The following is a 23,437-nucleotide window of genomic DNA, read 5'->3' on the forward strand; positions in this document are numbered from 1 at the left end:
GCCCGCTCGACCTCGTCCGGGTCAGCTTCCAGAAGAACGTCTTACCGCGAAAATGTTGCCAATACGGTTCTCGGCCACCGTGCCACGGCCGTCTCGTCCGAGAGCGCATAGGCATGTTGCAGACAAAGGAGGCTTGCGACCCGCCGCGTCAAGGTCGTCGGGCGAACGATGTGAGACGGAAAAATCCGGCCCATTCCCGCTCGCAAAGCTCCCGGTCGGTCAGAGCGGCGCGCTTTGCCAGCGCGTGACGCATGTCGATCATCTCGATCGGGCGGGCGTGCAGCAGGTTGTCTTGTTCTGGACAGTTCCCTTAGCTTCACGTGGCGGCTCCAATTTGCAGGCTCGGTGCCGAAATCTCACGAGACGCTGCAATACTCACTTAACGGAATCAGCCGGCTTAAAATTGAAATAAGCAAGATAGAATCTGTTCAGAGCGTACTCAGCTGTGATGCATCTACAAGATGCACCCCGGGTCGCGGGGGGGATCCGAGTATCGCATTTGTCCCCTGCCCGACTGCGCCGGTTCCGCCGCAGCCCCCGTCCACAGTCGAACAAGCCGACCTCGGCGGCGGGTTGTAAAATGGGCGCGGACTGCCTGGTCCGCACCCTTACGGACCCGGTTCGGTCCGCCCTGCTCGAAAACCTGATGCATCTGGTCCCTGGCCCACCGCCGGCAGGTCAGTAAATGTACCTGATCTGGTCGGTCCAGTACCGCTCCATCCGCTTCAGCGCGCCGGTGATATCCTCAATCCCATCGGCGCTGATCACACCCTTGCCTTCCAGACCCTCGGCATGGCGCGCAAAGAGCCCTTCGACCACGTCGCGAATTTCTCGTCCGCGCGGGGTCAATTTGACCCGGACCGAGCGGCGGTCGATCTCGCATCTCTGATGATGCATATAGCCCATTTCGACCAGCTTCTTGAGGTTATAGCTGACATTGCTGCCCTGATAGTAACCGCGACTTTTCAGCTCGCCGGCGGTCACCTCGTTTTCACCGATGTTGAACAACAGCAATGCCTGAACGGCATTGATCTCCAACACGCCAACCCGTTCGAATTCGTCCTTGATCACATCCAGCAGCAAGCGATGCAACCGCTCGACCAGCGCCAGCGCTTCCAGGTAACCGGTCATGAACCCCTTACGGGTCACGGGACCCACTTGCATTTCCATACTCATCTATCTCTCCGACTCGATCTGCTCAGATCAGAGATTGACTGGAAAAGCCGAATAATCAGTTAAACCGAATTATTATTGTTTTTGAAACGTTTGCGATATGTCACGGATCAAATCCGCAAAGACGTTCGGCGCGGCGACCTGGCCCGTCACCCATTGGTAAAGGTCCTGGTCATTCTCTTCCAACAGGGCATCGTAGCGATCCAGACCGGCCGAATCCATCTGGGCCAGATTGGAAGCGGCATAGGCCGACAGGATCAGGTCCATCTCCTTGATCCCACGCCGCATCGACCGCATCGTCAGCCGCTTCAGGCGGTCGCCGTGGGACTCGCTCATGCGTCGCTCTGAACCAGAAGCCGCAGTTTCTTTTCCACCAGTGCGGCGCGTTCGGCATTGGTGCGCATTGCGGCCCGGATCTCGCGCAATTCAGCGAGGACCTCGCCAAAGTCCGATCCTGCCCCGGCACTGCCCTCGGGACCCAGAGCGCCCTCGCCCTCGCCGGTCAGCAGCCACACGATCGAAACATTCAGCAAACCCGCCAGCATCGAAAGCTTGTTCGCACGCGGCTCGGACATGTCGTTTTCCCAGCCGGTCAGCGTTGCCTTTTTGATTCCCAACCGTCGGGCCAGCTGGGTCTGGGTCATCCCGGACGCCTCGCGCGCCCCGGCCACACGGTCGCCGAATGTGGCGGAATCCGGTCCAAACCAGTCAGTGTTCTCGTCGGTCATGGTTGCTCTCCTCAGGGGGTGCTCAATGTCGCTTGATCGGCAATCGGCAGCACCTTATGACAGTTGAGTAGAACATACAAACCGAGGCCTTCATGACTTTCCTGTCTGCGACACTGTCGCGCGTCAAACCGTCCCCGACCATCGCCGTCACCAACAAGGCGCGCGAGTTGAAAGAAGCCGGGCGCGACGTAATCGGGCTGGGCGCGGGCGAACCCGATTTTGACACGCCCGACAATATCAAGGCCGCCGCCATCGCCGCCATTCAGGCCGGCAAGACCAAATACACCGCCGTTGACGGTATCGCCGAACTGAAACAGGCGATCTGCGCCAAATTCCTGCGCGACAACAGTCTGTCCTATACGCCCGATCAGGTCAGCGTCGGCACCGGTGGCAAACAGATCCTGTACAATGCGCTTGTCGCGACACTGAATCCCGGCGACGAGGTGGTGATCCCTGCGCCCTATTGGGTCAGCTATCCCGATATGGTGCTGCTGGCGGGCGGCGAGCCGGTGATTGCAGAGACGTCCCTGCAAACCGGCTTCAAACTGACTGCCGACCAGCTTGAGGCGGCGATCACACCAAAGACCAAATGGTTCATCTTCAACTCGCCCAGCAACCCCACCGGGGCGGGCTATTCGCATGACGAACTCAAGGCTTTGACCGATGTGCTGATACGCCACCCCCATGTCTGGGTCATGACCGACGATATGTATGAACATCTGGCCTATGACGATTTCCGCTTTTGCACCCCCGCACAGGTTGAACCGGCCCTGTATGAGCGCACCCTGACCTGCAATGGCGTTTCCAAGGCCTATGCGATGACTGGCTGGCGTATCGGCTATGCCGCCGGGCCACAGCCCCTGATTGCCGCCATGCGCAAGATTCAGAGCCAGAGCACCAGCAACCCTTGTTCCGTCAGCCAATGGGCGGCGGTCGAGGCGCTGAACGGCCCCCAGGATTTCCTGCCAACCAACAACACCGTGTTCCAACGGCGCCGCGATCTGGTGCTTTCGATGCTGAACGACATCGACGGCGTAACCTGCCCAACGCCCGAGGGGGCATTCTATGTCTATCCCTCCATCGCCGGTCTGATTGGCACGACGTCACCGGCGGGCACGGTGATCGCCGATGACGAAACGTTTGCCACCGCCCTGCTGGAAGAAACCGGCGTCGCCGTCGTCTTTGGCGCGGCCTTCGGTCTGTCGCCCAATTTTCGGATCAGCTATGCCACCTCGGACGAGGCCCTGACCGAAGCCTGCCGACGGATACAGACCTTCTGCGCTGCCCTGACATGACCGGCAGACGGATCAGCGGTGCGTTCGTGCGGCTGACGGCATCTTTCACTTTGCCCGACGCGCCGCGCATGTTCGCGCTGATCGACCCCGAATGGCGCGCGACCGGAACCGGAGAAAGTGAATGACCCCAGATCTGCCCGAATACTATTTCCGCGTCCGTGAAAACGGCGCTTTCGTGTTCCGGATCGACGCCCAAAACCGGCAGCGCCGGACCGAGATGAAGCAGGTTGCCGTCGTCAACATCCGCAATGGCGAGATCAAACCCCATGGTCAGCACAATCTGTCAAAGGCGGAAATCTCAGAAATCGAGAAGTGGATGAGCAAGCGGCGCGAGGTGCTGGCCCGCCGCGATATCGACGACATTCACCGGGCGGTGGATTACCTCAACATGACCGCTCATTGGGCCCAGACCCGGGCCGGTGACGATGAACTGGACCAGGTGACCGATGATTTGCTTCTGGCGATGCACGATCTGCGCACCGTTCTGGTCCGCAAGAAATCCGAACGCCTGCCGCAAGAGGGCTGACAGACCCGCCATTCACCGCAATCCGGACAAACCGGCCCTGGTGCCGTCCTGAACAATCGACAAACCATCCGATCGAACCCTGCGGTCGTCAGACAAGCTGGCCGATCCTGCCAATGGCCTGGCCCCAGAAACGTGCCATCAGGAACACCGCCGCACAGGCCAGCCCAACCACCAGCCCCAGCCACACGCCGACCCCTCCCAGCCCCAAAGTGAAGCCCAGAAGATACGAGGTCGGTATCCCCACCACCCAATACGACAAGGCGGCCATCAGCATCGGCACCTGCGTATCCTGCACACCGCGCAGCATTCCCAACGCAATGGCCTGCGCCCCGTCCACCAGTTGAAACAATGCCGCCGTCGCCAGCAATCCGACACCAATCGTCAGGATTTCGGCCCGGTGCGGGTTATCCGCCTCAAGAAACAGCGCCAGGACCGGTTCGGGAAACAGCAGAAACCCCGCCACGGTCACCGCGGCAAAGCCCAGCGACAGCGCCGTCACCACCACGGCACCCCGGGCCATGTGCGTGCGATCCTGCAGCCCATAGGCGTTCCCGGCCCGGATCGTCGCCACGTTGCTCAGCCCCAGATGAACCATGAAGGTGGCCGAAGCCACGGCCACCACGATACCGTGGGCCGCCAGCGGGATTGTCCCCAACCACCCCATCATCAGAGCCGACGCCGAAAACAGGCTGACTTCGCTGACCGTGGTCAAACCGATCGGAAAACCCAGACGGAACACCCGACCCAACATTTCCCAATCGGGTCGCCAAAAACGTTGGAACATCCGGTGTTCCGGCAAGGCGGTCACCGCATAAGCGACCACTGCCACCAGCGACACCAGTTGGGTCATCACCGACGCGATCGCCGCGCCGACAATCCCCAGTTCGGGAGCGCCCCAGTTGCCAAAGATCAGGGCATAGTTCATCAGCCCATTGGTCAGCGCCGCCAGCAAGGTGATCCACAAAACCACCTGTGTCCGTTCCAACGCCGCCAGATAGGACTTGAGCACCATGACCAGCAGTGCCGGGAACACCCCCCAGCCCGCCAGGCGCAAATAGCTGGCGGCCAAGACCGAAACCTCTTCGCTCTGGCCCAAGACCTGCAGAATCTGTCCGGCCCAGATCATGAACGGCATTGCCAGAACACCATAGACCAGCGACAACCACAGCCCCATGCGCGTGATCCGTCGTACGCTTGTGCTATCGCCGCTGGCATGGGCCGCCGCCACCATCGGCATCACGGCCAGCGCAAACCCCGCCCCAAGGATGAACAGCACGAAAAAATAGCTGCTGGCCAGCGTTACCGCCGCCAGTTCCGCGACGCCGTACCAGCCCAGCATCACCGTATCGGTCAACCCGATGGCGAACTGTGCCAGATGCCCGCCGATCAACGGCAGGCCCAACACCAGGATAGCCCGCATATGGCCCGCATATGTCATCACATCACGCATGCGCAAATCCCTAGGCGCAATATCCACCCCCGGCAAGAGCCAGCATCCACAGCCCTGGCGGTGCCGTCTGGGGAACCGCCTGAAGGCACGGGATCTCACGGTTGCGATACAGACATCCCTCCATTGCGATCACTTCCCCGCCAGCCCAAATCCGCAGCCTGACCGTCATGGGGCAGAGATATCCCCGCGTGGACGAAGCGGAAACGGGCCAAGGGGCCGATCTGCTCTCATCCGTGCAGGACACCGAAACCCGCGGCTCCAGCCGTCGGACAATGACCTCGCCATGGATAATACCAATAATCCCGTCAGGTGCAGCCGCTGGCGGCGCGGCCAAGGGTTCGATCGCGACAGGAGCAAACGCAGCTCACGCCAGAACCGGAACGGTCCTTTTACCGTCCGTCGCCAACCGGCGCCACGAAATCAAACGATGGGGCCGCAAATCGTGCCGCCGGGTGACTTTATTGACCGACAGGCCCGGCACCGGCGTTTCCGCCACAACACGGCCCTTGCGCTTGTCAGAGCGGCACCGCTTTCCAGACGGTCCAGCCGGAACCTCCATGCGGCCGCTGGCCTCAATATGATGCTCTATATGTCCTAACAACGCTGTCTCCCTTCCAGGTCCACACTCGGAAACGGACCTGCAGATCACGCAGCCTTCAGAACGGCGGGAACCAGGCAACGCTTGCGATGAAAACAAAGGAAGGGGACAATGCGGTTCATCGCCTGACATCTGGCATCCTGCGCCGGTCTGCGGCACCAGGAAGGCTTTTCAGACCCTTTGGGCGATCTTTGAACGCGGCCCAAAATCGGACCCGGCAGCGGTGCCCATGATGGCCCGCACGCAGGATCCGGCCCAAAAAACCGTGTGCTGCAAATATCTCTGTCAAAGTTTGAAAGAATAAGTTCCGCGCGACAACAGCTGCAAACAAGAAATGTAAAAAACATTCACATTGACCCTTGCAAATGCGAGACACAGCTCCAATCTTGGTAATGTGAAAGACATTCACATCACAACTCAACCACTTGAACTGGAGAGACCTGACAATGACCATGATGTCCGACCCCATCCCCGCCACGTCCCGCCAGGGCTGGTTTTCCCGTGGCGAAGCTTGGCTTGACAGCAAAGGCAAGGGCGCGTGGATCGCCGCGATGGTCCTTGGTTTCGTCTTCTTCTGGCCCATCGGCCTGGCCCTTCTGTTTTATATGATCTGGAGCAAACGCATGTTTGGAAAATCCTGCACCCGTACGTCCTGGAAACAAAACCGCATGACCATGTCGTCTTCGACCGGCAACAGCGCCTTTGACGCCTATCGGGCCGAAACCCTGCGCCGCCTGGAAGAGGAACAGACCAATTTCGAAGCCTTTCTCGAGCGGCTGCGCGAAGCCAAGGACAAGGCCGAATTCGACCAGTTCATGGACGAACGTGCCCGTAAACCGCACGGCGACGACGAATCCGCCTGACGCCCACCCTGCGCCGCCTCCGCTTGTTTGCGGGGGCGACGTGTTTGTGATTAACATTCCCCAATCGATCCGGAAGAGCCCAAGATGTTTCACCTGCCCGACCCCGACCGTCAGCCCCAATTCTATGCCATGGTGCCGACCAAGCGGCTGCTCGCATGGATCATCGACATGCTCGTCATTCTCGCGGGCAGCCTGATTGCGGTGCTCCTTACCGCCTTTGTTGGTGCCTTTGTGTGGCCTTTGCTGGTTCTGGTCATCGGTTTCGCCTATCGCGTGGTGACCCTGGCAAATGGATCGGCGACTTGGGGAATGCGATTTGTCGGCATCGAGATCCGCTCCGCCGAGGGCACGCGCCTGGACATGCCGATGGCGCTGGCGCATACCACCGGCTATACGATCAGTATTGCGCTGCCCATCCTACAGGTCATTTCCATCGTCATGATGCTGACCAGCGCACGTGGCCAGGGATTGACCGATGCCTTCCTTGGGACCGTCGCCTTGAACCGCAGGGCTGCAATTAACGCCTGAATCGGTACTTGGCGGATGCCGAATCGGTTGCTATCCTTTTCCAGAGCAACCACGGAACCCAAATGCGCCACACCTTGCCCATAGCGCCACAATTCTATGTGACGGCACCCCAGCCCTGCCCCTATCTTGAGGGCAGGATGGAGCGTAAGCTGTTCACCTCGCTGCAGGGTGAAAATGCGGACAAGCTGAATAACAGCCTGTCGCAGCAAGGGTTTCGGCGATCCCAGAACGTGCTGTATCGCCCATCCTGCGCAGAATGCTCCGCCTGTCTGTCAGCCCGCATCGACGTCTCCCGGTTCATTGCCTCCAAGAGCCAGCGGCGCACCGCGCGGCGCAACAATCAATTGCAGCGCCGGGCTACATCGCCCTGGGCGACCGAGGATCAATACGAACTTTTCCGCCGCTATCTGGACGCCCGTCACGCTGATGGCGGCATGGCCGACATGGATGTTTTCGAATTTGCCGCGATGATCGAAGAGACCCCGATCCGAAGTCGCGTCATCGAATACTCCGACCCTGTGGCGGACGATCTGATCGCCGTCAGCCTGACCGACGTGCTCGAGGATGGGCTGAGCATGGTCTATTCCTTTTATGCCCCGGATCGTCCACAATACAGCCTGGGCACGCACATGATCCTGGATCACATCAAAATCGCCCGAAACGCCAAATTGCCCTATGTCTATCTGGGCTATTGGGTGCCCGGCAGCCAAAAGATGGGATACAAAGCCAACTTTTCCGGCCTTGAGGTCTATATCGGCGGCGAATGGAAACAGATGGCCGACCCTCGGGAATTCGCAGCGGAAACACACCCGTTGTCGACCGATCCGATTGCGGAACAGGTAGCCAATATCAGCTTGCCCGACCGCCACCCGACACGGTTTTAACCCGACCAGATCCCGCAAGCGACGGCCAGTGCGGTGACGCGCGTGCGGCGCTGAAACTCTTGCTTCGATCTTTCGCTTGCCGATGATGGCAATCGTGGCATCGACAGGTCTTGGCTGCGGGGTCCGGCGCAGGGTTCGACGCTGGCACAGTGATCCTGTCCGGCGCTCTCTCCGACGCGGCGCGCCATGATGCAGGCGACGGTCCTTCAAATCGGCTGAGCATCGCAACAAGAACCTCAAAGCCTCCCGACAAAAACCTTGGTCATTGGGACTTGAGCCAGGCGGCTTCGTTCAATTCCTTTTCCAGCACGCCCCAGGGCCGATGACACCCCCGGCCCGTTCCTGCCAGAACGCGGACCCGAGCCAGTCAGCGCCCGTCAGCGGCGCTGCAAGGTCAACCAGATCCCATCGGCAGACCGGACCGTCAGATGGGCGACCGGCACCGGGTCGCGCCCATTGACCGGGGCAAACCGAAACCGCCGCAGCAGGGTAGACAGGATCAATGGTCCTTCAACCATGGCAAATCCCGCGCCGGTACAGACTCTGGGTCCGGCAGAAAAAGGAATATAGGCCGTGCGCTGACACTGCTTGCCATTCTCAGTGTTCCACCGATCCGGGTCGAATTCGTCTGGCCGCTCCCACAGCCGTTCATGGCGGTGCAAATGCCAGGGGCTCAGGACCAGCTGCGCGCCTTTGCGCACCTCGCGGTCGCGAAACCTTTCCGGGCCATCCGCCTCGCGCACCATCATCGGCACCGGAGGGTACAGCCGCAGCACCTCGCGAAACACATCCCGGCTGAGTTTCAGCCGCGCCATCACCGAAAATTCCGGATCTGTTTGCAATACTGCGGCCTCGTCGGCAACGCGATCCTGCCACTCCGGATACAGCGCCATCATGTACAACGCCCAAGCCAGAGCCGATGCGCTGGTTTCATGCCCGGCCAGGAAAAAGATCGCCACCTGATCGACCATTTCACGGGTGCTGAAACACGCTCCGGTTTCCGGGTCCGGCGTGGTCATGATTTTCGTCGCCAGATCATCCGGAGCAGTTCCGTCCCCGATTTCGGCTCTCCGTTGGGTTGTCAATTGGGTGATCAGCGCGCGGATTTTCCGTGCTGTCTTGCGCGTCTTGCGGGAATGAAAGCGCGGCATCCAACGTGGCATCGGCACCAGGGCCGCGATGTTGAGGATTGGTTGGCTGCGCTGATAGTCCCGAAACTGGGTGAACGCCTGCGTGGCCAGATCGTGTTCGATCGGGATCGAAAACAGAGTGCGAAAGATCACATCCGCCGCGACGTGGCTGGTCACTTCCTCGATCTCCAACGGGCCGCCATCCGCCTTCTCCAAGCGCTGAACCGCTGCCGTTGCCGCGGCCTGCATCGCTGGAAATGTATCCCGCAACCGCCCGCCTTCGAACGCCGGGTCGATGATCCGGCGCTGGCGTTTCCAGATCTCTCCATTGGTCAGGAACACCGAGTCCCCCAACAGCGGTCGCAAACCCTCGCTGATCCGTCCGGATTTCGGGAAATCATCGGGCCGCTCACGCAGCACCGTTTTGATCAGCTCCGGCTGGTTCAACAGGAAAGACCGAAAGAACGGGGTGCGGAATTCTGCCATCCAGGCCCGGTACAGGCGTGCGGGCTGTGCCGACAACAGGTCTTTGCGAAACAGCCGCGCATAACGCCACAGCGACACCTTGTCGGGCCTTGCAGACGGTTTTGGCGGCCTCATGCAGCGACCGAAGTATATTTTGACGCGGCCACATCGATGCGCGACCGCGACGGCGCGCGACCACCATACCGCGCCGCCAACGTACGCGGCCCCGCCGTAATGCGGAAATAGTCATAATCCCCCGGGCGGTCAAATGCGCAAAGATACTGAAAATGCAAACGGAAGAACCGCCAGCGCAGCTCGGCCCAGCGGTCCGGCGACAGGGTCCGGGTAAACGCCGCCGACATCACCAGCGGCCATTTCTTGCCCGGGGGCGCAACCCCGCTGACCGCGACCGGGTCGCAGAGCGCAAAGGAACAGCCATCGCCCGGGGCCGAGACATCGACCCAGAACAGCTCGTCCCGCGTTGAAAGATAGCGCAGATCGGCACGCAACCGGTGCGCGCCCTTCAGGAACGACACCATGGGCACCACCTGCCCCAACGTCAGAAAAGACAATGCCGGGCCGTCCTTAGGCACCCGGCCGCTGCGGATCAGGTCGGCAAGAACCGATATGCCGATATGTGCGCCCGAAGAATGCCCGACAATCAGCACCTCATCCACATCCTGCGTCAGCGCTTTGGCGATGATATCGGTGAATTGCCCGATGCGGGTCTCCAGTGCAGGCGGATTCGCACCGTTTGAGTGGGCCGTAAATGCATAGTCATGCATCAGATAATAGGCATACAACCGACCGTCCTGTGCCCGAAACCAGCGCAGGACCAACACCATCACCAACAGAACCAGAACAGCCGAAACCAAAGGCAAGACCCTGCCGGCGGTTGCGCCCTGCCAGACCGTGCTAACCGCCACGCGCAGGGCGGATGCGGCCAGAATCCCCACCACAAGGGACAGGATCAACTGCAACAGCAGCATTCCAACCGGGTAAAGCGCCGCAATCACCGGCCCTTTGCGCAGCCACATCAGCCGCCGAAACGTGCCCGACGCAACATAGACCCAGGCGGTGCGCAGCAGTTGCAGATAGGTCGCCGCAATCGAATTGGACATGCTGTTGCGCACGATATCGGACCAGACCAGCACATCGATCTGGCAGACGGTGGCTGTATCCCCGATCCGACCGGAAACCCTCCAGCCGTACAGACCGGACCCCGATTTCGCCTTCAAAGCGATATTATATCCGGAAATTCCGGCCTGTTTCAGACCTTCTCTGCGATACAATTCCCGATAGCGCCGCGGCGGAATCGGATCATAGCCGGGAATATAGAACACCCGGCGCCGATGCACCTGCCGTTGCGGTTCGCTGCCCATTCCTGCCCTCAAGCCCTGACACAACCCTAGCCTGTATTGTCGACAAGAGTAAGGTGCAATGCGACCGGATCAGCCCAGCGTCGCCAGGGCGGGGAACTGTTCGAGCAGCCAATAGGAAAAGCTGGAAAATCCCCCGGTCAGCATCAGCAGGCCGATGGTCCACAACAAAAGCCCCATGGCGCGCTCGATCTGCTCCATGTGACGCTTCATCCACCCCATCAGCCCACCGAGACGCGGCAGGAACGCCGCCACCAGCAGGAACGGCACTCCCAGCCCCGCCGCATACACCGCCAACAGGGCCGTACCCCGCGCGACCGAGGCCTCGGAGGCTGCCAGCGACAGAATCGCGCCCAGTTGCGGGCCGATGCAAGGCGTCCAGCCAAAGGCAAAGGCCAGCCCCAGCACATAGGCCCCAAAGGCGCTGCCGCCCCGGTCTCCCGCATCGAGGCGCGCTTCGCGATCCAGAAATCCGATCCGGTAAACACCAACAAAATGCGCGCCGAAGATCATCACCAGAACACCGGCGATGATATTGAACCAGCCCTGAAATTGCAGGAACATCGACCCGATGACCGAGGCGGTGAACCCCAACAGCAAAAACACCGTGGACAGGCCCAGCACAAAGAACAGCGCCGGCAGCATGGCCCGGTTGCGCGCCACGCTGCCGCTGCCCAGATCCTGCAGCGACACGCCGCTCATATAGGCCAGATAGGGAGGCACAATGGGTAAAACGCAAGGCGACAGAAAGCTGACAATCCCAGCCGCCAACGCAACGATCATGGCCGGCAACAGGCCCGCATCTATGATATCTATTCCGAACATGACTGAGGTGATAGGCGATCCGCACAGCAAGGTCACGGTCCCATGCTGACGCCAATGGTCACATCCTTGTGGACAGGCTGAAACATCCGCAATATCTGCGCAGCATGACCCAGATAACCGATACCGTCGATGCCACCGGGCTGCTCTGCCCCCTGCCCGTCCTCAAGGCGCGCAAACGGCTGAAATCCTTACCCCGGGGCGCAGTTCTGCAGATGCTGGCCGACGATCCCGCAGCCATTGTGGACGTGCCCCATTTCTGCGCGGAAGCGGGCCATGAACTGCTGTCCCAACGCGATGACGGGCCGCACCAAATCTATCTGATCCGCAAGGGCAAATAGAAAAGGCGGACCCGTTGGCCCGCCTTTCTCAAAACTGTGTCGTTGTTCGGCTCAATGGGTCAGTTGCCCAAAGACCACCATCCGCGCCGCTTTGGCTTGTCCGGGTCCTGAGTGGCCACTGCCACCTCCTCCAGCACCTCCTCGGCCGCAGGCGCGACCTCTTGCGCAGGTTCAGGAGTCACAGCTGACTCAGGCATTGCTTCGACCGCTGCCGGAGCTTGGGCAGCAACCGGTTCCGGCGTGGCTTCGGGTTCCACGGCCGCTGGTTCCGCCGAAACGGGCTCGGCAACGGGGTCTGCCACAGCTGTTTCCATCTCTGGCTCTGCCACTGTCGGCTCGGTTGCGGGTTCCGCCTTCTTCGCCTTGGCCGCGGGCTTGCGCCGGGTGCGGATCGGCTTTGGCTTCTCATCGCTGGCCTTGGCGGCGTCTGGCATAGCGTCGGCTTCAGCCTCTGACCCGACCTCGGCTTCGACCGGTTTGGTAGCCTTGGCACGCGAACGGCTCTTGCGCGGCTTCTTGACCGGCACCTCCGCCTGAACCTCGGGCTGGACCTCTTCTTCTGCCGTCACGACAGCCGCCTCCGGTTTGGGGGCCTCCGTGTCTTCGGCCTCGCCGGTCACGGAAACCGACGCGTCGTCGGAACCAGTGTCCTCTGTATCCGCACCGTTCACCGTGCTGCCGGACTTGCTGCTGCGCCGCCGGCGACGACGCCGTTTGCGCTTGGGCCGGGCCTCCGAATCGTCCTCGGGCGTGACCGAAACGGCTTCCTCTTCGATCTCGGCCTCGGCGTCCCCCTCGTCCGCGTCGATCTGATCCATCAGGGACGTGTCCACCGACACGACCGGCGCGCTGGCCACCGGCACCACACGCGACGCCGTCTTGAACTTCTCGATTGCAAAATCGGGGCTGACCAGATGCGGATCGCCTTCGATGCGGACCGACAACCCATAGCGCCCTTCGATTTGCGCCACGTGCTCGCGTTTCTGGTTCATCAGAAAGTTTGCAATGTTGACCGGGCACTTGACCAGAACCTCGCGGCTGCGCCGCCGCACACCTTCCTCTTCGATCTGGCGCAGGATCGACAGCGCCATGTTGTCATCGGACCGGATCAAGCCTGTACCATGGCAGATCGCGCAGGGTTGGGTCGTCGCTTCGATCATCCCCGGTCGTAGACGCTGACGGGACATTTCCATCAGGCCGAAACCGCTGATACGACCGACCTGGATGCGCGCGCGGTCCGTTTTCAACCGATCTTTCAAACGTTTTTCCACGGCGGCGTTGTTCTTGCGCTCGTCCATATCGATGTAATCGATCACGATCAGACCCGCCAGATCGCGCAGGCGCAATTGCCGGGCCACCTCATCGCTGGCCTCCAGGTTGGTTTTCAGCGCCGTCTCTTCGATGCTGCCTTCCTTGGTCGCCCGCCCCGAGTTCACGTCGATTGCCACCAGGGCCTCGGTCACGCCGATCACGATGTAACCACCGGATTTCAATTGCACCGTCGGGTTGAACATCGCCCCGAGATAGCTTTCCACCTGATAGCGCGCAAACAGCGGCATCGGCTCGCTGTACTGTTTCACATTCTTCGCGTGGGACGGCATGATCATTTTCATGAAGTCCTTGGCGATGCGATAGCCGCGCTCGCCCTCGACGAACACCTCGTCGATCTCGCGATTGTACAAATCGCGAATCGAGCGTTTGATCAGGTCGCCCTCTTCATAGATCTTGGCCGGCGCGATCGATTTCAGCGTCAGTTCCCGGATCTGTTCCCAAAGCCGTTGCAAATACTCGTAATCGCGTTTGATCTCGGCCTTGGTGCGTTTCGCCCCTGCCGTGCGCACGATCAGCCCCGCGCCCTTGGGCACCTCGATCTCGCTGGCGATCTCCTTCAGTTTCTTGCGATCCACCGCGTTGGTGATCTTGCGCGAAATGCCGCCGCCACGGGCCGTATTGGGCATCAGTACGCAATATCGCCCTGCCAGCGACAGGTAAGTCGTCAGCGCAGCCCCCTTGTTGCCGCGTTCTTCCTTGACCACCTGCACAAGCAGGATCTGACGCACCTTGATGACTTCCTGGATCTTATAGCGGCGCGGACGCGGTTTACGCGGCGGACGGATATCTTCGATATCGTCCTCGTCGGCAACCGATTCAATGCTGTCGTCCTTGTCCGATGCAGTGCTGCTTCGGGCTTCGTCATCATCTTCAGGATCGTCGTCAGGCGCGCCATCGAAATCGGCCTCATCCTCGGCAGATGTTTCGACCGTGTCATCCTGCGGTGCCTCCACCGGCGTGTCCGCGACCCGTTCCATCGGCGAGGTGCCCTCGGGCGTATCCACCGCAGCCCCTTCCTGCGGTTCTTCCTCGGTCAGGTCGATCGTTTCCATGCCGGTAATTTCGGCATCGACCTCTTTGGTCACCCGCGCGTCGCCGGACGGCGCATCTGCCGCCTGCGTCTTACTGCGCGACCGGGTCCGGCGGGACCGGGTGGGTTTTTTCTCTTCTTCTTCATCGTGCGCCTTGATGGCCTCGGCATAGGCGCGCTCTTCCTCCATCAGCGCCTCGCGGTCGGCGACGGGAATCTGGTAATAATCCGGATGGATTTCAGAAAACGCCAGGAACCCGTGGCGATTCCCGCCATAGTCCACAAAAGCCGCCTGCAGTGAGGGTTCGACCCGCGTTACCTTTGCAAGATAGATATTGCCTGCAAGCTGGCGTTTGTTCTCGGATTCAAAATCGAACTCCTCGACCTTGTTTCCGTCCACCACCACGACGCGGGTTTCTTCCGCGTGGGTGGCATCGATAAGCATTTTCTTAGCCATGTATCCTTGGTGCACGCTCGCAAACGGTCACGCCCAGGCGGGCGCGCGCGTTTGGGATGGTGTCTTGTCAGGGCGATGTCAGACGCCGCGCGGCAGGGCCGGGCTTTGCACCCCCCTGCCGATTTTCTCAATGCGTGCGCGCGCGTCATCGCGGTTCTTCTCCGACAGGCGGGACGCTCCCATGCCTGCCCATTCTAATCCTTCGCCCCAGCAACGTGCGGCAAAGGCATTTCAACGGCTCCTTGCGGAACCCAATCGGTCTGTTCAGCCTTGCGGAACATCTGTCTGCGCATGTCTGAAACAGCGAAACTCAAACTGGATCTTCTGTCGCTCGGATGCGAAAGGTCCATTCTGTCAACATAAGGGCACCAACACCGGAAAGACAATGGGTATTCTGTATTATGTGACCGCAAAATCGCCCATAAGTTGTAAATTCCAATCTTACCTTCCGTCGCAGATCGGCTCTTTCCTACCGTTGGACACCTATTCGGACACCCCTTTGCAAATCTGCTCCACTTTGCCCGCCACGCCTGCCCCCGCCCTGAAACCCGCGTGTTTTTCGCCATCCTATCGGGTTCGGCGACGGCCAGGACCCCGTTGCCGCGCCCGGTCGATTTGCGCTATTTTCTCGGCATCGGCATCGGCATCGACACCGGCGTTGTGTCGAATTATGTCGCCAACGGGGTCAGTCAATCCGGAGCAAGCCCGACACGCAACCGTCTATCAAGCTGGATTGGCGTGGGTGTTGCGCCGGTCTGGCAGTGTTATATGCGCCGGTTGACCGGGACCGAATGGGATACGATCTGTATCTCGGCAATGGCAAATGGCGCACAGCTGAAAAACGACGTACTTCCTGACGTCAGCTCCCCTCGCTTCTTGCTGAATTCACCGGACGATTGCTTTGACGAAACCAGCAACACCACAGCCCGTACCGGACTGTCGGCCCACCTGAAAACTGTACAACGCCTCTCGCTCAACCTGCGCAATGAGGGGCTGAAACCGGCGGCGTCGGCCTGGCTGCGATACTGGCGTGATCCACGGTCAGCGGCGGCTCTGGTGCACCCGCCCGCCCGCCAATCCGTTCCAATGACCCGGCGGCAGTTTACAGGTAGTCTGACCGCTGCAACCCGTATTTCGCCATCTTCTCGTTCAGGGTCCGGCGCGGCAGGCACAATTCGTCCATGACCGCGGCAATACTGCCTTTGTGACGTCGCATTGTGTTGTCGATCAACATCCGCTCGAACGCTTCGACATATTCCTTAAGCGGCTTGCCTTCGGTGGTCATCACCGGCTGCATTTCCTCGTGGTCGGACATCAACAGCGACGCAATAGTGCCACTGCCCCGACGCGATTGCAGAACCGCGCGCTCGGCAATGTTGATGAGCTGACGCACATTGCCCGGCCAGGGGGCCTGCAACAGCTGCGCCGCCTCCTGGGCGCTGACCTGCGGCGTGTCACAACCGTATTCATCCGAAAACTGTTCCGACAACCGCGTGAACAGGGTCAGAATATCCTCGCCACGTTGACGCAGCGGCGGCACGGTGATGCGCAGCGCCGCAAGGCGATAGAACAGATCCGGCCGCAAGGCGTCTTCGCAGGTGCGCCCCGCCTCCTGCAAATTGGAAATCGCGACCAATCGGGTTTCGGCCGGTGATCCCTGTTGGTTGATCACGCTCAGCAACCGGGCCTGCAACAGATCGCCCAACGCCTCGATATCCTCAAGCACCAGCGTGCCGCCGCGGGCCTCTTCCATGGCGGGCAGCTGGCCATCTTCGGGCTGCATCGGACCAAACAGGCGTTTGGACAGGGCTTCTTCTTCCAGCGCGGCGCAGCTGACCAGCACAAATTTCTTGCCCGCCCGGCTGCCCACCGCATGCAGCGCATGCGCCACAAGCGTTTTCCCGGTGCCGGTTTCGCCGTCGATCAGCACATGGCCATCTGCCTGCCCCAGATCCAGAATATCCTCTTTCAGACGTTCCATCACCGGGCTGGCGCCGATCAGCTTGTTCATCAATTGATTGCCGTCGCTCAGCTCGCGGCGCAGGGCACGGTTATCCAACACCAGACGACGCGCCCCGGTGGCCCGCTTGGCCAGCTCGGACATGCGGTCCGGATTGAAAGGTTTCTCCAGAAAGTCAAAGGCTCCGACACGCATCGCCTCGACGGCCATCGGCACATCGCCATGGCCGGTGATCATGATGACCGGCAACGCGCTGTCGCTGCCCATCAGTTTCTTCAGAAACTGCATCCCGTCCATTCCGGGCATCTTGATGTCCGATATCACGATCCCCGGATATTCGGGGCCCAATGTCTTGAGCGCGTCTTCGGCGCAGGAAAACGTTTCGGTATCGTACCCGGACAGGGCCAGCCACTGGCTGATCGACTGGCGCATGTCCTGCTCGTCATCCACAATCGCGATCTTCATGGCCTGTGCCATCTTCAAACCCCTGTCATTCAGCAGCTTCTACGCCGGTTTCCATTGTCGGCAACCGCATCTCAAATACGGCCCCTCCACCGCGTGCATTGCGCGCGGACAGCCGCCCTCCCAGATCGTTCACGATCCCCGACGAGATCGCCAGCCCCAGACCTACGCCATCGCCGGGCCGCTTGGTGGTATAGAACGGCTCGAACAGAGACTCCAGATCCTCGACCCCGTCGCCATTGTCCCGCACCGTCAGCGTCGCTGTCTCGCCTGCGGCCAGAATAATCTCGACCTCGGGGTCGTTGACCGATTTGGTGGCGTCCAGCGCATTGCGCAAGAGGTTGACCAGAACCTGCTCGATACGCAATCTGTCCCCCATCACCCAGACCTGATGATCCGGCAGGATACGCGTGATCTGCACCTGTCTCTGACGCAGCTGCGGCTCCATCATCGACAGGGATGATGCCAGCGCGTCCCCCATGTTCACCGGCGCCAGACTGTCTCCGCCCTTGCGGGCATAGGATTTCAACTGCCGCGTGATGGCCCCCATCCGTTCGATCAGATCGTCGATCCGACCAAAGGACGACAGTGCTTCTTCGGGGCGATTGCGCCGCAACAGCAGTCGCGCTCCGGCCAGATAGGTCTTCATGGCGGCCAGCGGCTGGTTCAGTTCGTGGCTGACAGCCGCCGACATTTCCCCAAGCGCCGCCAGCTTGCTGGATTGCGCCAGCGTCTGTTCCGTGACCGCCAGCGTCTCCTGGACCCGTTCGCGCTCGGCAACTTCCCGCTGCAACCGCTTGTTCAATGCGCGCAACTCTGCCGACTCGCGCTGAAATAAGGCCATGCGCAGCGCCGTACGGCGGCTGAGGGCGTAAAAAACCAGCGCCAGCAAAATGGCGAATCCCATGATTTCGAGCGCCAGAATGCTGTTCACCCGCTCGCGGATCGAAGAATAGGTGGTAAACAATGTCATCCGCCACCCTTGGAAAGGGATAAGCTTTTCGCGGCGCATCACCGCCTCGCCTTGCAGATAGGCCTCGACCGGCAACGCACTCCAATCCGCGGTGGCCCGGATGGCGCGCTCTATGGCGCTTTGCGGCGTCTCGCGCTGCAGTGCCTCATCCTCCTTCAGACCGCGCCAGCGCGACTCGGTGGACAAGATGATGCGCCCGGTGCTGTCGGCCACCATTACCGCATCCGAAATGCCACCCCATGTGCCTTCAAACTGCCTCAGATCGACCTCGACAACGATGGCGCCCAATTTGGTGCCACCGCTCTCGACCAGCCGCGAATAGAAAAATCTGAATCCACCGGATTCCCGCTCGATGACAGAAAAAGCGGTTGTGTTGGATCGGATCGCCTCGACGAAATAGGCCGCGTTGCGATGCAGCGACCCCAACCGGTTGCGATCGGTGGCGGCGACAGTGCGCCCATCGATATCGAGCAGCATCAGCGACGCCGCCCCGATCTCCTCGACAAAGGAAATCAGCCGCTGCGTGGACTGACTGAAGTCGTTCGAATTCAGCGCCCCGATCAATGTCGGGTCCCGCGACAACAACAGCGGCAGCACGGCATTGCGGCTCAGCTCGGCCTGAAGATTGCCGGTGTACAGCGTCAGCCGCAGATCAGAGCGGTTACTTGTGCTCTCGGTAAACCGGTCGGTCATCAGCCGGTTTGTCACCCAGATCGTCGCCACCGCAATGACCAGCAACAACACCAGCGCAAGCCTGACGCGCCAGCTGATCCCATCGGATCGCGGCCAGCCGGAAATCGGTGGCTTTGGCGTGACTGGCATTTTCATGGCCACAGGCTACGCGCCTCGCGCCCTGCGCTCAAGTCACGCCGCCGTCATGACCCCGGCCAGATTGCGGAACATCGCCGCCCCGTCGGTGCCGCCATGGCGAACATCCGCCGCCCTTTCCGGGTGCGGCATCATCCCCAGAACCCGGCGGTTCGGCGACAGGATCCCGGCAATATCGTCTGCGGCTCCGTTTGGATTGTCGACATAGCGGAACGCCACGCGGTCCTGCTCGCGCAGTTCGGCCAAAGTCGCCTGATCCGCGAAATAGTTGCCGTCATGATGCGCCACCGGAATACCGATCACGTCACCCTGATTGTACCCGTCGGTAAAGGCGCTATCGGATGTTTCCACTTTTAATTCAACGGTTTTGCAAATGTACTTCAACCCCGCGTTGCGCAACAGCGCACCGGGCAGAATGCCGGTTTCGGTCAGAACCTGAAAGCCATTGCACACCCCCAGAACATAGCCGCCGCGGTCCGCATGCGCCTTGACCGCGCGACAAATCGGCGACTGCGCCGCGATGGCGCCGCAGCGCAGATAGTCGCCATAGGAAAACCCGCCCGGAATGCCGACAATGTCCACGCCATCGGGCAGCGCGCTGTCCTTGTGCCACACCATGGTGACCTCGGCCCCGGCGGCGGAAAACGCCACCGCCAGATCGCGATCACAGTTCGATCCGGGAAAAACGACGACAGCGGCGCGCATCAGAGCATCTCGACCTGATAGGATTCGATCACCGTATTGGCCAGCAGCTTTTCGCACATCTCGGCGACGTCCGCCTCGGATGCGCCCTCGGCCAGGTCTAGTTCGATCACCTTGCCCTGGCGCACGCCGGTCACACCGCCAAAACCCATCGCCCCCAATGCGTGGCGCACCGCCTCACCCTGCGGATCAAGAACCCCGTTCTTCAGCATCACATGCACCCGTGCCTTCATCTTGTCGTCCCCTGGTCAAAGCGCGCAAATGCCGCTTCCATTTGGTAAATGCTCGTGCTGTCCGGCCCGTTGCGGGGCCGACCGGCTCAGTTGATCAGCGTCGGTTTGGTCACCGGACCGTTGTTCTTGGGCAGAACCCCCAACCGGCGCGCCACCTCGGAATAGGCATCCGTCAGACTGCCCAGATCGCGGCGGAACACATCCTTGTCCAGCTTCTGGCCAGTCTCGATATCCCACAAACGACAGCTGTCCGGGCTGATTTCGTCAGCAATGATCAGGCGCTGGAAATCGCCGTCATAGACCCGGCCGATCTCGATCTTGAAATCCACCAGCCGGATACCGACCGCCAGCATCACGCCGGACAGGAAATCATTCACCCGCAGCGCCAGGCTCAGCACGTCGTCCATGTCCTGCTGGCTGGCCCAGCCAAAGGCCGCGATATGCTCTTCGGTGACCAGCGGATCGCCCAGCGCGTCGTCCTTATAGCAATATTCGACAATCGGACGCGGCAGCTGGGTGCCCTCTTCGATACCCAGACGCTTGGACATCGACCCGGCGGCAAAGTTGCGTACGATGATCTCCAGCGGAATGATCTCGCAGCTGCGCACCAGCTGTTCGCGCATGTTGAGACGTCGAATAAAATGAGTCGGCACACCGATGGTGTTCAGCCCGGTCATGAAGAACTCGCTCAGGCGGTTGTTCAACACACCCTTGCCGTCGATCACATCTTTCTTTTCGGCGTTGAACGCGGTGGCATCGTCCTTGAAATACTGCACGATCGTGCCCGGTTCAGGGCCTTCATACAGGATCTTGGCTTTGCCTTCATAGATTTTCTTGCGACGCGCCATGTACAGCCCCTTGGGATAGGACGACCGGAGGAATCCCGGACTCTTGGCGCCGCTATAGTGCAAGGCCCGCAATCCCGCAAGCAATGCGCCACGGGCCGGTTCCCATGCCTAGCCTGCGGGCCGTTGCATCATGGCGATGACTTCAAAGATCTGGATGCACCGCGCCTCTGCAATCTCAAGGCGTTTGGCCATGGCAATCAGCATCTCCTGTTCGCCGGGATCCAGCCGTCCATCGGCCAGCGCGATGCGAATGGCGAAACACAAAGCGGTTTCGCGCAGCTCCGGGCTCAGCGACGCTGCCGCGCGTTCAAAGACCTTTTGCCCGCCCTCGGCGCGCAACTGGCGCACGATATCGCGCGCCAGGATCAGCGTCCGTTCGACTCCGATGGACAGAAAAATCGGACTATAGGTGCTGATGTTCAGTATCTGGTGCAACTCGGTATCGTCCATCCGGCCATCCGCCGCCGCGATCAGAAACGGCATCGACAGAACGCTGCGCGCCACTTCGCTGGCCTGATCCGCGGGCCCGGTATCGTCGCTGCGCAGCCTTGAAAATAGTCCCATGTTCCACCCCCTCGGCACCTCACCAGATATGTCAGACTTGTCGCACATCCCGGCATAAATGAGGCACCGAAGCGAAAAACCCGTGGCGCACGCCAGGACCGCCGGGCCGGTTTGCCGCAGAAATGGCACTTGCGCGTGCGGGTCGCGATGGTCATATCTTTGCCCACCGAGGCCAACCCCAGAGGATACGGATCCATGACCACATTCGACGATCGTGAACAGGCGTTCGAAGCCAAATACGCCCATGACGCAGAAATGCAGTTCAAGGCCGAAGCACGGCGCAACAAGCTGACCGGGCTGTGGGCGGCCGATCTGATGGGCAAGACCGGCGACGAGGCCGAAGCCTATGCCAAGACCGTGGTTCTGGCCGATTTCGAGGAAGCCGGACACGAGGACGTGGTGCGCAAGGTTGCGGCGGATCTCGGTGACAAATCCAGCCCCGAGACGATCCGCACGAAAATGGACGAATTGATGCAGGTCGCCAAAGCCCAGCTGATGCAGGAACTCAAGTAGCCGGCCACCCCGGACGGGCACCGGCCCCGCGCCGGCCCGGATATGCGGGCCGGTCCTTGGACGTGCCATATTCATAATCAAGTTGAAAAATTCCGATTTGCCGCGCGCACCCCGCTGTGACAAACCGGCGCTGAACGGGTGCCTCTTTGGCGCACGGCAAAAGGACTGTTCGCCATGACCTGCGCATTTCAAACCATGCTCGACCGCCTTGATGTCATCCTCGCGGACGGCGCCACCGGCACCAACCTGTTCAACATGGGGCTGATGTCGGGAGATGCGCCCGAGTTCTGGAATGTCGACGAACCCGCCAAGATCACCGCCCTGTACAAGGGCGCGGTGGATGCGGGCAGCGATCTGTTCCTGACCAACACCTTTGGCGGCAACGCATCGCGTCTGAAACTGCACGACGGTCAGAAACGCGTGCGCGAACTCAACCGGGTCGGTGCCGAGCTGGGCCGCGACGTGGCGGACAAGGCCGCGCGCCCAGTAATCGTCGCGGGCTCGGTCGGCCCTACCGGTGAAATCATGCAGCCGGTCGGCACCCTGTCGCACGCCGTTGCGGTCGAAATGTTCCACGAACAGGCCGACGGGCTGAAAGAGGGCGGCGCCGATGTGCTGTGGCTGGAAACGATTTCCGCCCCCGAAGAATATCGCGCTGCCGCCGAAGCCTTTGCCCTGGCGGACATGCCCTGGTGCGGCACGATGAGCTTTGACACCGCCGGGCGCACCATGATGGGCGTGACCTCGGCCGACATGGTGAAATTGGTCGAGGAACTCGACCCCGCGCCGCTGGCCTTCGGGGCCAATTGCGGCACCGGTGCATCAGACCTGCTGCGCACGCTGCTGGGGTTTGCCACACAAGCCAAGGAAATCGGCACCCAGCGCGCCCTGATCGCCAAAGGCAACGCCGGTATCCCGAAATATGTCGATGGTCACATCCATTATGACGGCACGCCAGAGCTGATGGGCGACTATGCCGCGATGGCGCGCGATTGCGGTGCCAGGATCATCGGCGGCTGCTGTGGGACCATGCCCGAGCACCTGCGCCACATGCGCGAAGCCCTGGACACCCGCCCGCGTGGCGATGCCCCGACGCTGGACCAGATCACCGCCGCCCTGGGCGCGTTCTCGTCCGCGGGCGACGGCACCGGCGACGATGTGGCCCCGAAACGCGAACGCCGGGGCCGCCGCCGCAGCTGACCATCCGTTGCGTGCAGCACGATACATGAGGACTGCCGCTTAACGATCTGAAAACAGGTATCATTTTCCGATTGTTTCGCGCGCGAAACAAATCTCTGCAAGCCATTGAAATCACCGGATCGGCCAAGCGGCGCATCTGCCGAATCGTACATT

General features: G+C 60.9%; 25 protein-coding genes. 10 read left to right on the plus strand and 15 right to left on the minus strand.

The genetic code is table 11. The features are described from left to right. Window positions 1–678 precede the first annotated feature (678 nt). From NANH_RS0107750 to NANH_RS0107760, 3 genes are all read right to left on the minus strand, one after another. Window positions 679–1,176 carry a MarR family winged helix-turn-helix transcriptional regulator gene (locus NANH_RS0107750; protein ID WP_407694818.1) on the minus strand — a complete coding sequence of 166 codons (498 nt, stop codon included), beginning with the start codon at window positions 1,174–1,176 and terminating at the stop codon, window positions 679–681. A gap of 72 nt (window positions 1,177–1,248) precedes the next feature. Beyond that, window positions 1,249–1,509, minus strand: a complete 261-nt coding sequence (locus NANH_RS0107755) for a succinate dehydrogenase assembly factor 2 (RefSeq protein WP_027261509.1) — start codon at window positions 1,507–1,509, stop codon at window positions 1,249–1,251. After that, window positions 1,506–1,901, minus strand: coding sequence for a helix-turn-helix domain-containing protein (locus tag NANH_RS0107760; protein WP_027261510.1), 396 nt, complete (start codon window positions 1,899–1,901; stop codon window positions 1,506–1,508). Before NANH_RS0107760 ends, NANH_RS0107755 begins: the two co-directional genes overlap by 4 nt. A 92-nt stretch (window positions 1,902–1,993) precedes the next feature. Between NANH_RS0107760 and NANH_RS0107765 the strand changes: the two genes are divergently transcribed. From NANH_RS0107765 to NANH_RS0107775, 3 genes are read left to right on the plus strand one after another with little or no spacing between them, the layout of a single operon-like run. Then, window positions 1,994–3,196, plus strand: coding sequence for a pyridoxal phosphate-dependent aminotransferase (locus NANH_RS0107765; protein ID WP_027261511.1), 1,203 nt, complete (start codon window positions 1,994–1,996; stop codon window positions 3,194–3,196). Next, on the plus strand, window positions 3,193–3,321 hold the full coding sequence (locus tag NANH_RS29570; RefSeq protein ID WP_281171013.1) for a hypothetical protein: 129 nt from the start codon (window positions 3,193–3,195) through the stop codon (window positions 3,319–3,321). The genes NANH_RS0107765 and NANH_RS29570 overlap by 4 nt, the downstream gene beginning before the upstream one ends. Further along, a complete protein-coding gene (locus NANH_RS0107775) occupies window positions 3,318–3,722 on the plus strand; it encodes a hypothetical protein (protein WP_027261512.1) in 405 nt (134 codons plus the stop codon). The genes NANH_RS29570 and NANH_RS0107775 overlap by 4 nt, the downstream gene beginning before the upstream one ends. A gap of 88 nt (window positions 3,723–3,810) precedes the next feature. Here the strand turns inward: NANH_RS0107775 and NANH_RS0107780 are convergent, their stop codons facing one another. Together NANH_RS0107780 and NANH_RS29790 are read right to left on the minus strand one after the other, a co-directional pair. Further along, window positions 3,811–5,172 (minus strand): MATE family efflux transporter, encoded by a 1,362-nt coding sequence (locus tag NANH_RS0107780; RefSeq protein WP_027261513.1) that lies wholly within the window; start codon window positions 5,170–5,172, stop codon window positions 3,811–3,813. 364 nt (window positions 5,173–5,536) lie between these two features. After that, window positions 5,537–5,902 (minus strand): transposase, encoded by a 366-nt coding sequence (locus NANH_RS29790; protein WP_081710441.1) that lies wholly within the window; start codon window positions 5,900–5,902, stop codon window positions 5,537–5,539. A 314-nt stretch (window positions 5,903–6,216) separates the two neighbouring features. On the opposite strand from NANH_RS29790, the gene NANH_RS0107785 reads away from it, so the two are divergent. The 3 genes from NANH_RS0107785 to NANH_RS0107795 all read left to right on the plus strand — a co-directional run bounded on the left by NANH_RS0107785 (window position 6,217) and on the right by NANH_RS0107795 (window position 8,045). Further along, entirely contained in the window at window positions 6,217–6,633 is a 417-nt protein-coding gene (locus NANH_RS0107785) for a DUF2852 domain-containing protein (protein ID WP_027261514.1), read from the plus strand. 84 nt (window positions 6,634–6,717) lie between these two features. After that, entirely contained in the window at window positions 6,718–7,161 is a 444-nt protein-coding gene (locus NANH_RS0107790; RefSeq protein WP_027261515.1) for an RDD family protein, read from the plus strand. A gap of 62 nt (window positions 7,162–7,223) precedes the next feature. Then, window positions 7,224–8,045, plus strand: coding sequence for an arginyltransferase (locus tag NANH_RS0107795; RefSeq protein ID WP_027261516.1), 822 nt, complete (start codon window positions 7,224–7,226; stop codon window positions 8,043–8,045). 377 nt (window positions 8,046–8,422) lie between these two features. On the opposite strand, the gene NANH_RS0107805 is transcribed toward NANH_RS0107795, so the two are convergent. The 3 genes from NANH_RS0107805 to NANH_RS0107815 form a co-directional block, all read right to left on the minus strand. Further along, window positions 8,423–9,775, minus strand: coding sequence for a cytochrome P450 (locus NANH_RS0107805; RefSeq protein ID WP_027261518.1), 1,353 nt, complete (start codon window positions 9,773–9,775; stop codon window positions 8,423–8,425). Continuing rightward, the gene (locus NANH_RS0107810; protein WP_027261519.1) at window positions 9,772–11,022 is read right to left on the minus strand and encodes a hypothetical protein; all 1,251 of its coding nucleotides are present in this window, start codon (window positions 11,020–11,022) and stop codon (window positions 9,772–9,774) included. The genes NANH_RS0107805 and NANH_RS0107810 overlap by 4 nt, the downstream gene beginning before the upstream one ends. 69 nt (window positions 11,023–11,091) lie before the next feature. Then, a complete protein-coding gene (locus NANH_RS0107815; RefSeq protein ID WP_027261520.1) occupies window positions 11,092–11,844 on the minus strand; it encodes a cytochrome c biogenesis CcdA family protein in 753 nt (250 codons plus the stop codon). Window positions 11,845–11,948: 104 nt separating this feature from the next. Between NANH_RS0107815 and NANH_RS0107820 the strand changes: the two genes are divergently transcribed. Beyond that, window positions 11,949–12,182, plus strand: coding sequence for a sulfurtransferase TusA family protein (locus NANH_RS0107820; RefSeq protein WP_027261521.1), 234 nt, complete (start codon window positions 11,949–11,951; stop codon window positions 12,180–12,182). Window positions 12,183–12,241: 59 nt separating this feature from the next. Here NANH_RS0107820 and NANH_RS0107825 read toward each other — a convergent pair whose 3' ends face one another. Continuing rightward, window positions 12,242–15,001 (minus strand): Rne/Rng family ribonuclease, encoded by a 2,760-nt coding sequence (locus tag NANH_RS0107825; RefSeq protein ID WP_027261522.1) that lies wholly within the window; start codon window positions 14,999–15,001, stop codon window positions 12,242–12,244. A gap of 552 nt (window positions 15,002–15,553) precedes the next feature. On the opposite strand from NANH_RS0107825, the gene NANH_RS0107830 reads away from it, so the two are divergent. Further along, window positions 15,554–16,186, plus strand: coding sequence for a hypothetical protein (locus NANH_RS0107830; protein WP_027261523.1), 633 nt, complete (start codon window positions 15,554–15,556; stop codon window positions 16,184–16,186). Here the strand turns inward: NANH_RS0107830 and NANH_RS0107835 are convergent. The 6 genes from NANH_RS0107835 to NANH_RS28795 form a co-directional block, all read right to left on the minus strand. Next, the gene (locus NANH_RS0107835) at window positions 16,104–17,438 is read right to left on the minus strand and encodes a sigma-54-dependent transcriptional regulator (protein ID WP_027261524.1); all 1,335 of its coding nucleotides are present in this window, start codon (window positions 17,436–17,438) and stop codon (window positions 16,104–16,106) included. The genes NANH_RS0107830 and NANH_RS0107835 overlap by 83 nt on opposite strands. A 13-nt stretch (window positions 17,439–17,451) precedes the next feature. After that, window positions 17,452–19,224: a sensor histidine kinase gene (locus NANH_RS0107840; protein WP_081710442.1), complete on the minus strand. Its 1,773-nt coding sequence runs from the start codon at window positions 19,222–19,224 to the stop codon at window positions 17,452–17,454. 36 nt (window positions 19,225–19,260) lie between these two features. Continuing rightward, a complete protein-coding gene (gene purQ / locus NANH_RS0107845; protein ID WP_027261526.1) occupies window positions 19,261–19,929 on the minus strand; it encodes a phosphoribosylformylglycinamidine synthase subunit PurQ in 669 nt (222 codons plus the stop codon). Continuing rightward, complete coding sequence (purS, locus tag NANH_RS0107850; protein WP_027261527.1) at window positions 19,929–20,159, minus strand: phosphoribosylformylglycinamidine synthase subunit PurS; 231 nt, start codon at window positions 20,157–20,159, stop codon at window positions 19,929–19,931. Before purS ends, purQ begins: the two co-directional genes overlap by 1 nt. Window positions 20,160–20,245: 86 nt before the next feature. Then, window positions 20,246–21,007 (minus strand): phosphoribosylaminoimidazolesuccinocarboxamide synthase, encoded by a 762-nt coding sequence (gene purC, locus NANH_RS0107855; RefSeq protein ID WP_027261528.1) that lies wholly within the window; start codon window positions 21,005–21,007, stop codon window positions 20,246–20,248. Window positions 21,008–21,115: 108 nt separating this feature from the next. Beyond that, a complete protein-coding gene (locus tag NANH_RS28795; RefSeq protein ID WP_027261529.1) occupies window positions 21,116–21,571 on the minus strand; it encodes a tellurite resistance TerB family protein in 456 nt (151 codons plus the stop codon). A gap of 195 nt (window positions 21,572–21,766) precedes the next feature. On the opposite strand from NANH_RS28795, the gene NANH_RS0107865 reads away from it, so the two are divergent. Both NANH_RS0107865 and bmt read left to right on the plus strand, forming a co-directional pair. After that, window positions 21,767–22,084 (plus strand): DUF1476 domain-containing protein, encoded by a 318-nt coding sequence (locus tag NANH_RS0107865; protein ID WP_027261530.1) that lies wholly within the window; start codon window positions 21,767–21,769, stop codon window positions 22,082–22,084. 174 nt (window positions 22,085–22,258) lie between these two features. Next, window positions 22,259–23,284: a betaine--homocysteine S-methyltransferase gene (gene bmt / locus NANH_RS0107870; RefSeq protein ID WP_027261531.1), complete on the plus strand. Its 1,026-nt coding sequence runs from the start codon at window positions 22,259–22,261 to the stop codon at window positions 23,282–23,284. Window positions 23,285–23,437: the final 153 nt, after the last annotated feature.

It is taken from the genome of Sedimentitalea nanhaiensis DSM 24252 (assembly GCF_000473225.1).
Taxonomy (GTDB): domain Bacteria; phylum Pseudomonadota; class Alphaproteobacteria; order Rhodobacterales; family Rhodobacteraceae; genus Sedimentitalea; species Sedimentitalea nanhaiensis.

Bases quoted from the DNA above. Each gene is read 5' to 3' on its own strand.
- NANH_RS0107750 (WP_407694818.1), bottom strand. From the start codon at position 1,176: ATGAGTATGGAAATGCAAGTGGGTCCCGTGACCCGTAAGGGGTTCATG.
- NANH_RS0107755 (WP_027261509.1), bottom strand. From the start codon at position 1,509: ATGAGCGAGTCCCACGGCGACCGCCTGAAGCGGCTGACGATGCGGTCG.
- NANH_RS0107760 (WP_027261510.1), bottom strand. From the start codon at position 1,901: ATGACCGACGAGAACACTGACTGGTTTGGACCGGATTCCGCCACATTC.
- NANH_RS0107765 (WP_027261511.1), top strand. From the start codon at position 1,994: ATGACTTTCCTGTCTGCGACACTGTCGCGCGTCAAACCGTCCCCGACC.
- NANH_RS29570 (WP_281171013.1), top strand. From the start codon at position 3,193: ATGACCGGCAGACGGATCAGCGGTGCGTTCGTGCGGCTGACGGCATCT.
- NANH_RS0107775 (WP_027261512.1), top strand. From the start codon at position 3,318: ATGACCCCAGATCTGCCCGAATACTATTTCCGCGTCCGTGAAAACGGC.
- NANH_RS0107780 (WP_027261513.1), bottom strand. From the start codon at position 5,172: ATGCGTGATGTGATGACATATGCGGGCCATATGCGGGCTATCCTGGTG.
- NANH_RS29790 (WP_081710441.1), bottom strand. From the start codon at position 5,902: ATGTCAGGCGATGAACCGCATTGTCCCCTTCCTTTGTTTTCATCGCAA.
- NANH_RS0107785 (WP_027261514.1), top strand. From the start codon at position 6,217: ATGACCATGATGTCCGACCCCATCCCCGCCACGTCCCGCCAGGGCTGG.
- NANH_RS0107790 (WP_027261515.1), top strand. From the start codon at position 6,718: ATGTTTCACCTGCCCGACCCCGACCGTCAGCCCCAATTCTATGCCATG.
- NANH_RS0107795 (WP_027261516.1), top strand. From the start codon at position 7,224: ATGCGCCACACCTTGCCCATAGCGCCACAATTCTATGTGACGGCACCC.
- NANH_RS0107805 (WP_027261518.1), bottom strand. From the start codon at position 9,775: ATGAGGCCGCCAAAACCGTCTGCAAGGCCCGACAAGGTGTCGCTGTGG.
- NANH_RS0107810 (WP_027261519.1), bottom strand. From the start codon at position 11,022: ATGGGCAGCGAACCGCAACGGCAGGTGCATCGGCGCCGGGTGTTCTAT.
- NANH_RS0107815 (WP_027261520.1), bottom strand. From the start codon at position 11,844: ATGTTCGGAATAGATATCATAGATGCGGGCCTGTTGCCGGCCATGATC.
- NANH_RS0107820 (WP_027261521.1), top strand. From the start codon at position 11,949: ATGACCCAGATAACCGATACCGTCGATGCCACCGGGCTGCTCTGCCCC.
- NANH_RS0107825 (WP_027261522.1), bottom strand. From the start codon at position 15,001: ATGGCTAAGAAAATGCTTATCGATGCCACCCACGCGGAAGAAACCCGC.
- NANH_RS0107835 (WP_027261524.1), bottom strand. From the start codon at position 17,438: ATGGCACAGGCCATGAAGATCGCGATTGTGGATGACGAGCAGGACATG.
- NANH_RS0107840 (WP_081710442.1), bottom strand. From the start codon at position 19,224: ATGAAAATGCCAGTCACGCCAAAGCCACCGATTTCCGGCTGGCCGCGA.
- purQ (WP_027261526.1), bottom strand. From the start codon at position 19,929: ATGCGCGCCGCTGTCGTCGTTTTTCCCGGATCGAACTGTGATCGCGAT.
- purS (WP_027261527.1), bottom strand. From the start codon at position 20,159: ATGAAGGCACGGGTGCATGTGATGCTGAAGAACGGGGTTCTTGATCCG.
- purC (WP_027261528.1), bottom strand. From the start codon at position 21,007: ATGGCGCGTCGCAAGAAAATCTATGAAGGCAAAGCCAAGATCCTGTAT.
- NANH_RS28795 (WP_027261529.1), bottom strand. From the start codon at position 21,571: ATGGGACTATTTTCAAGGCTGCGCAGCGACGATACCGGGCCCGCGGAT.
- NANH_RS0107865 (WP_027261530.1), top strand. From the start codon at position 21,767: ATGACCACATTCGACGATCGTGAACAGGCGTTCGAAGCCAAATACGCC.
- bmt (WP_027261531.1), top strand. From the start codon at position 22,259: ATGACCTGCGCATTTCAAACCATGCTCGACCGCCTTGATGTCATCCTC.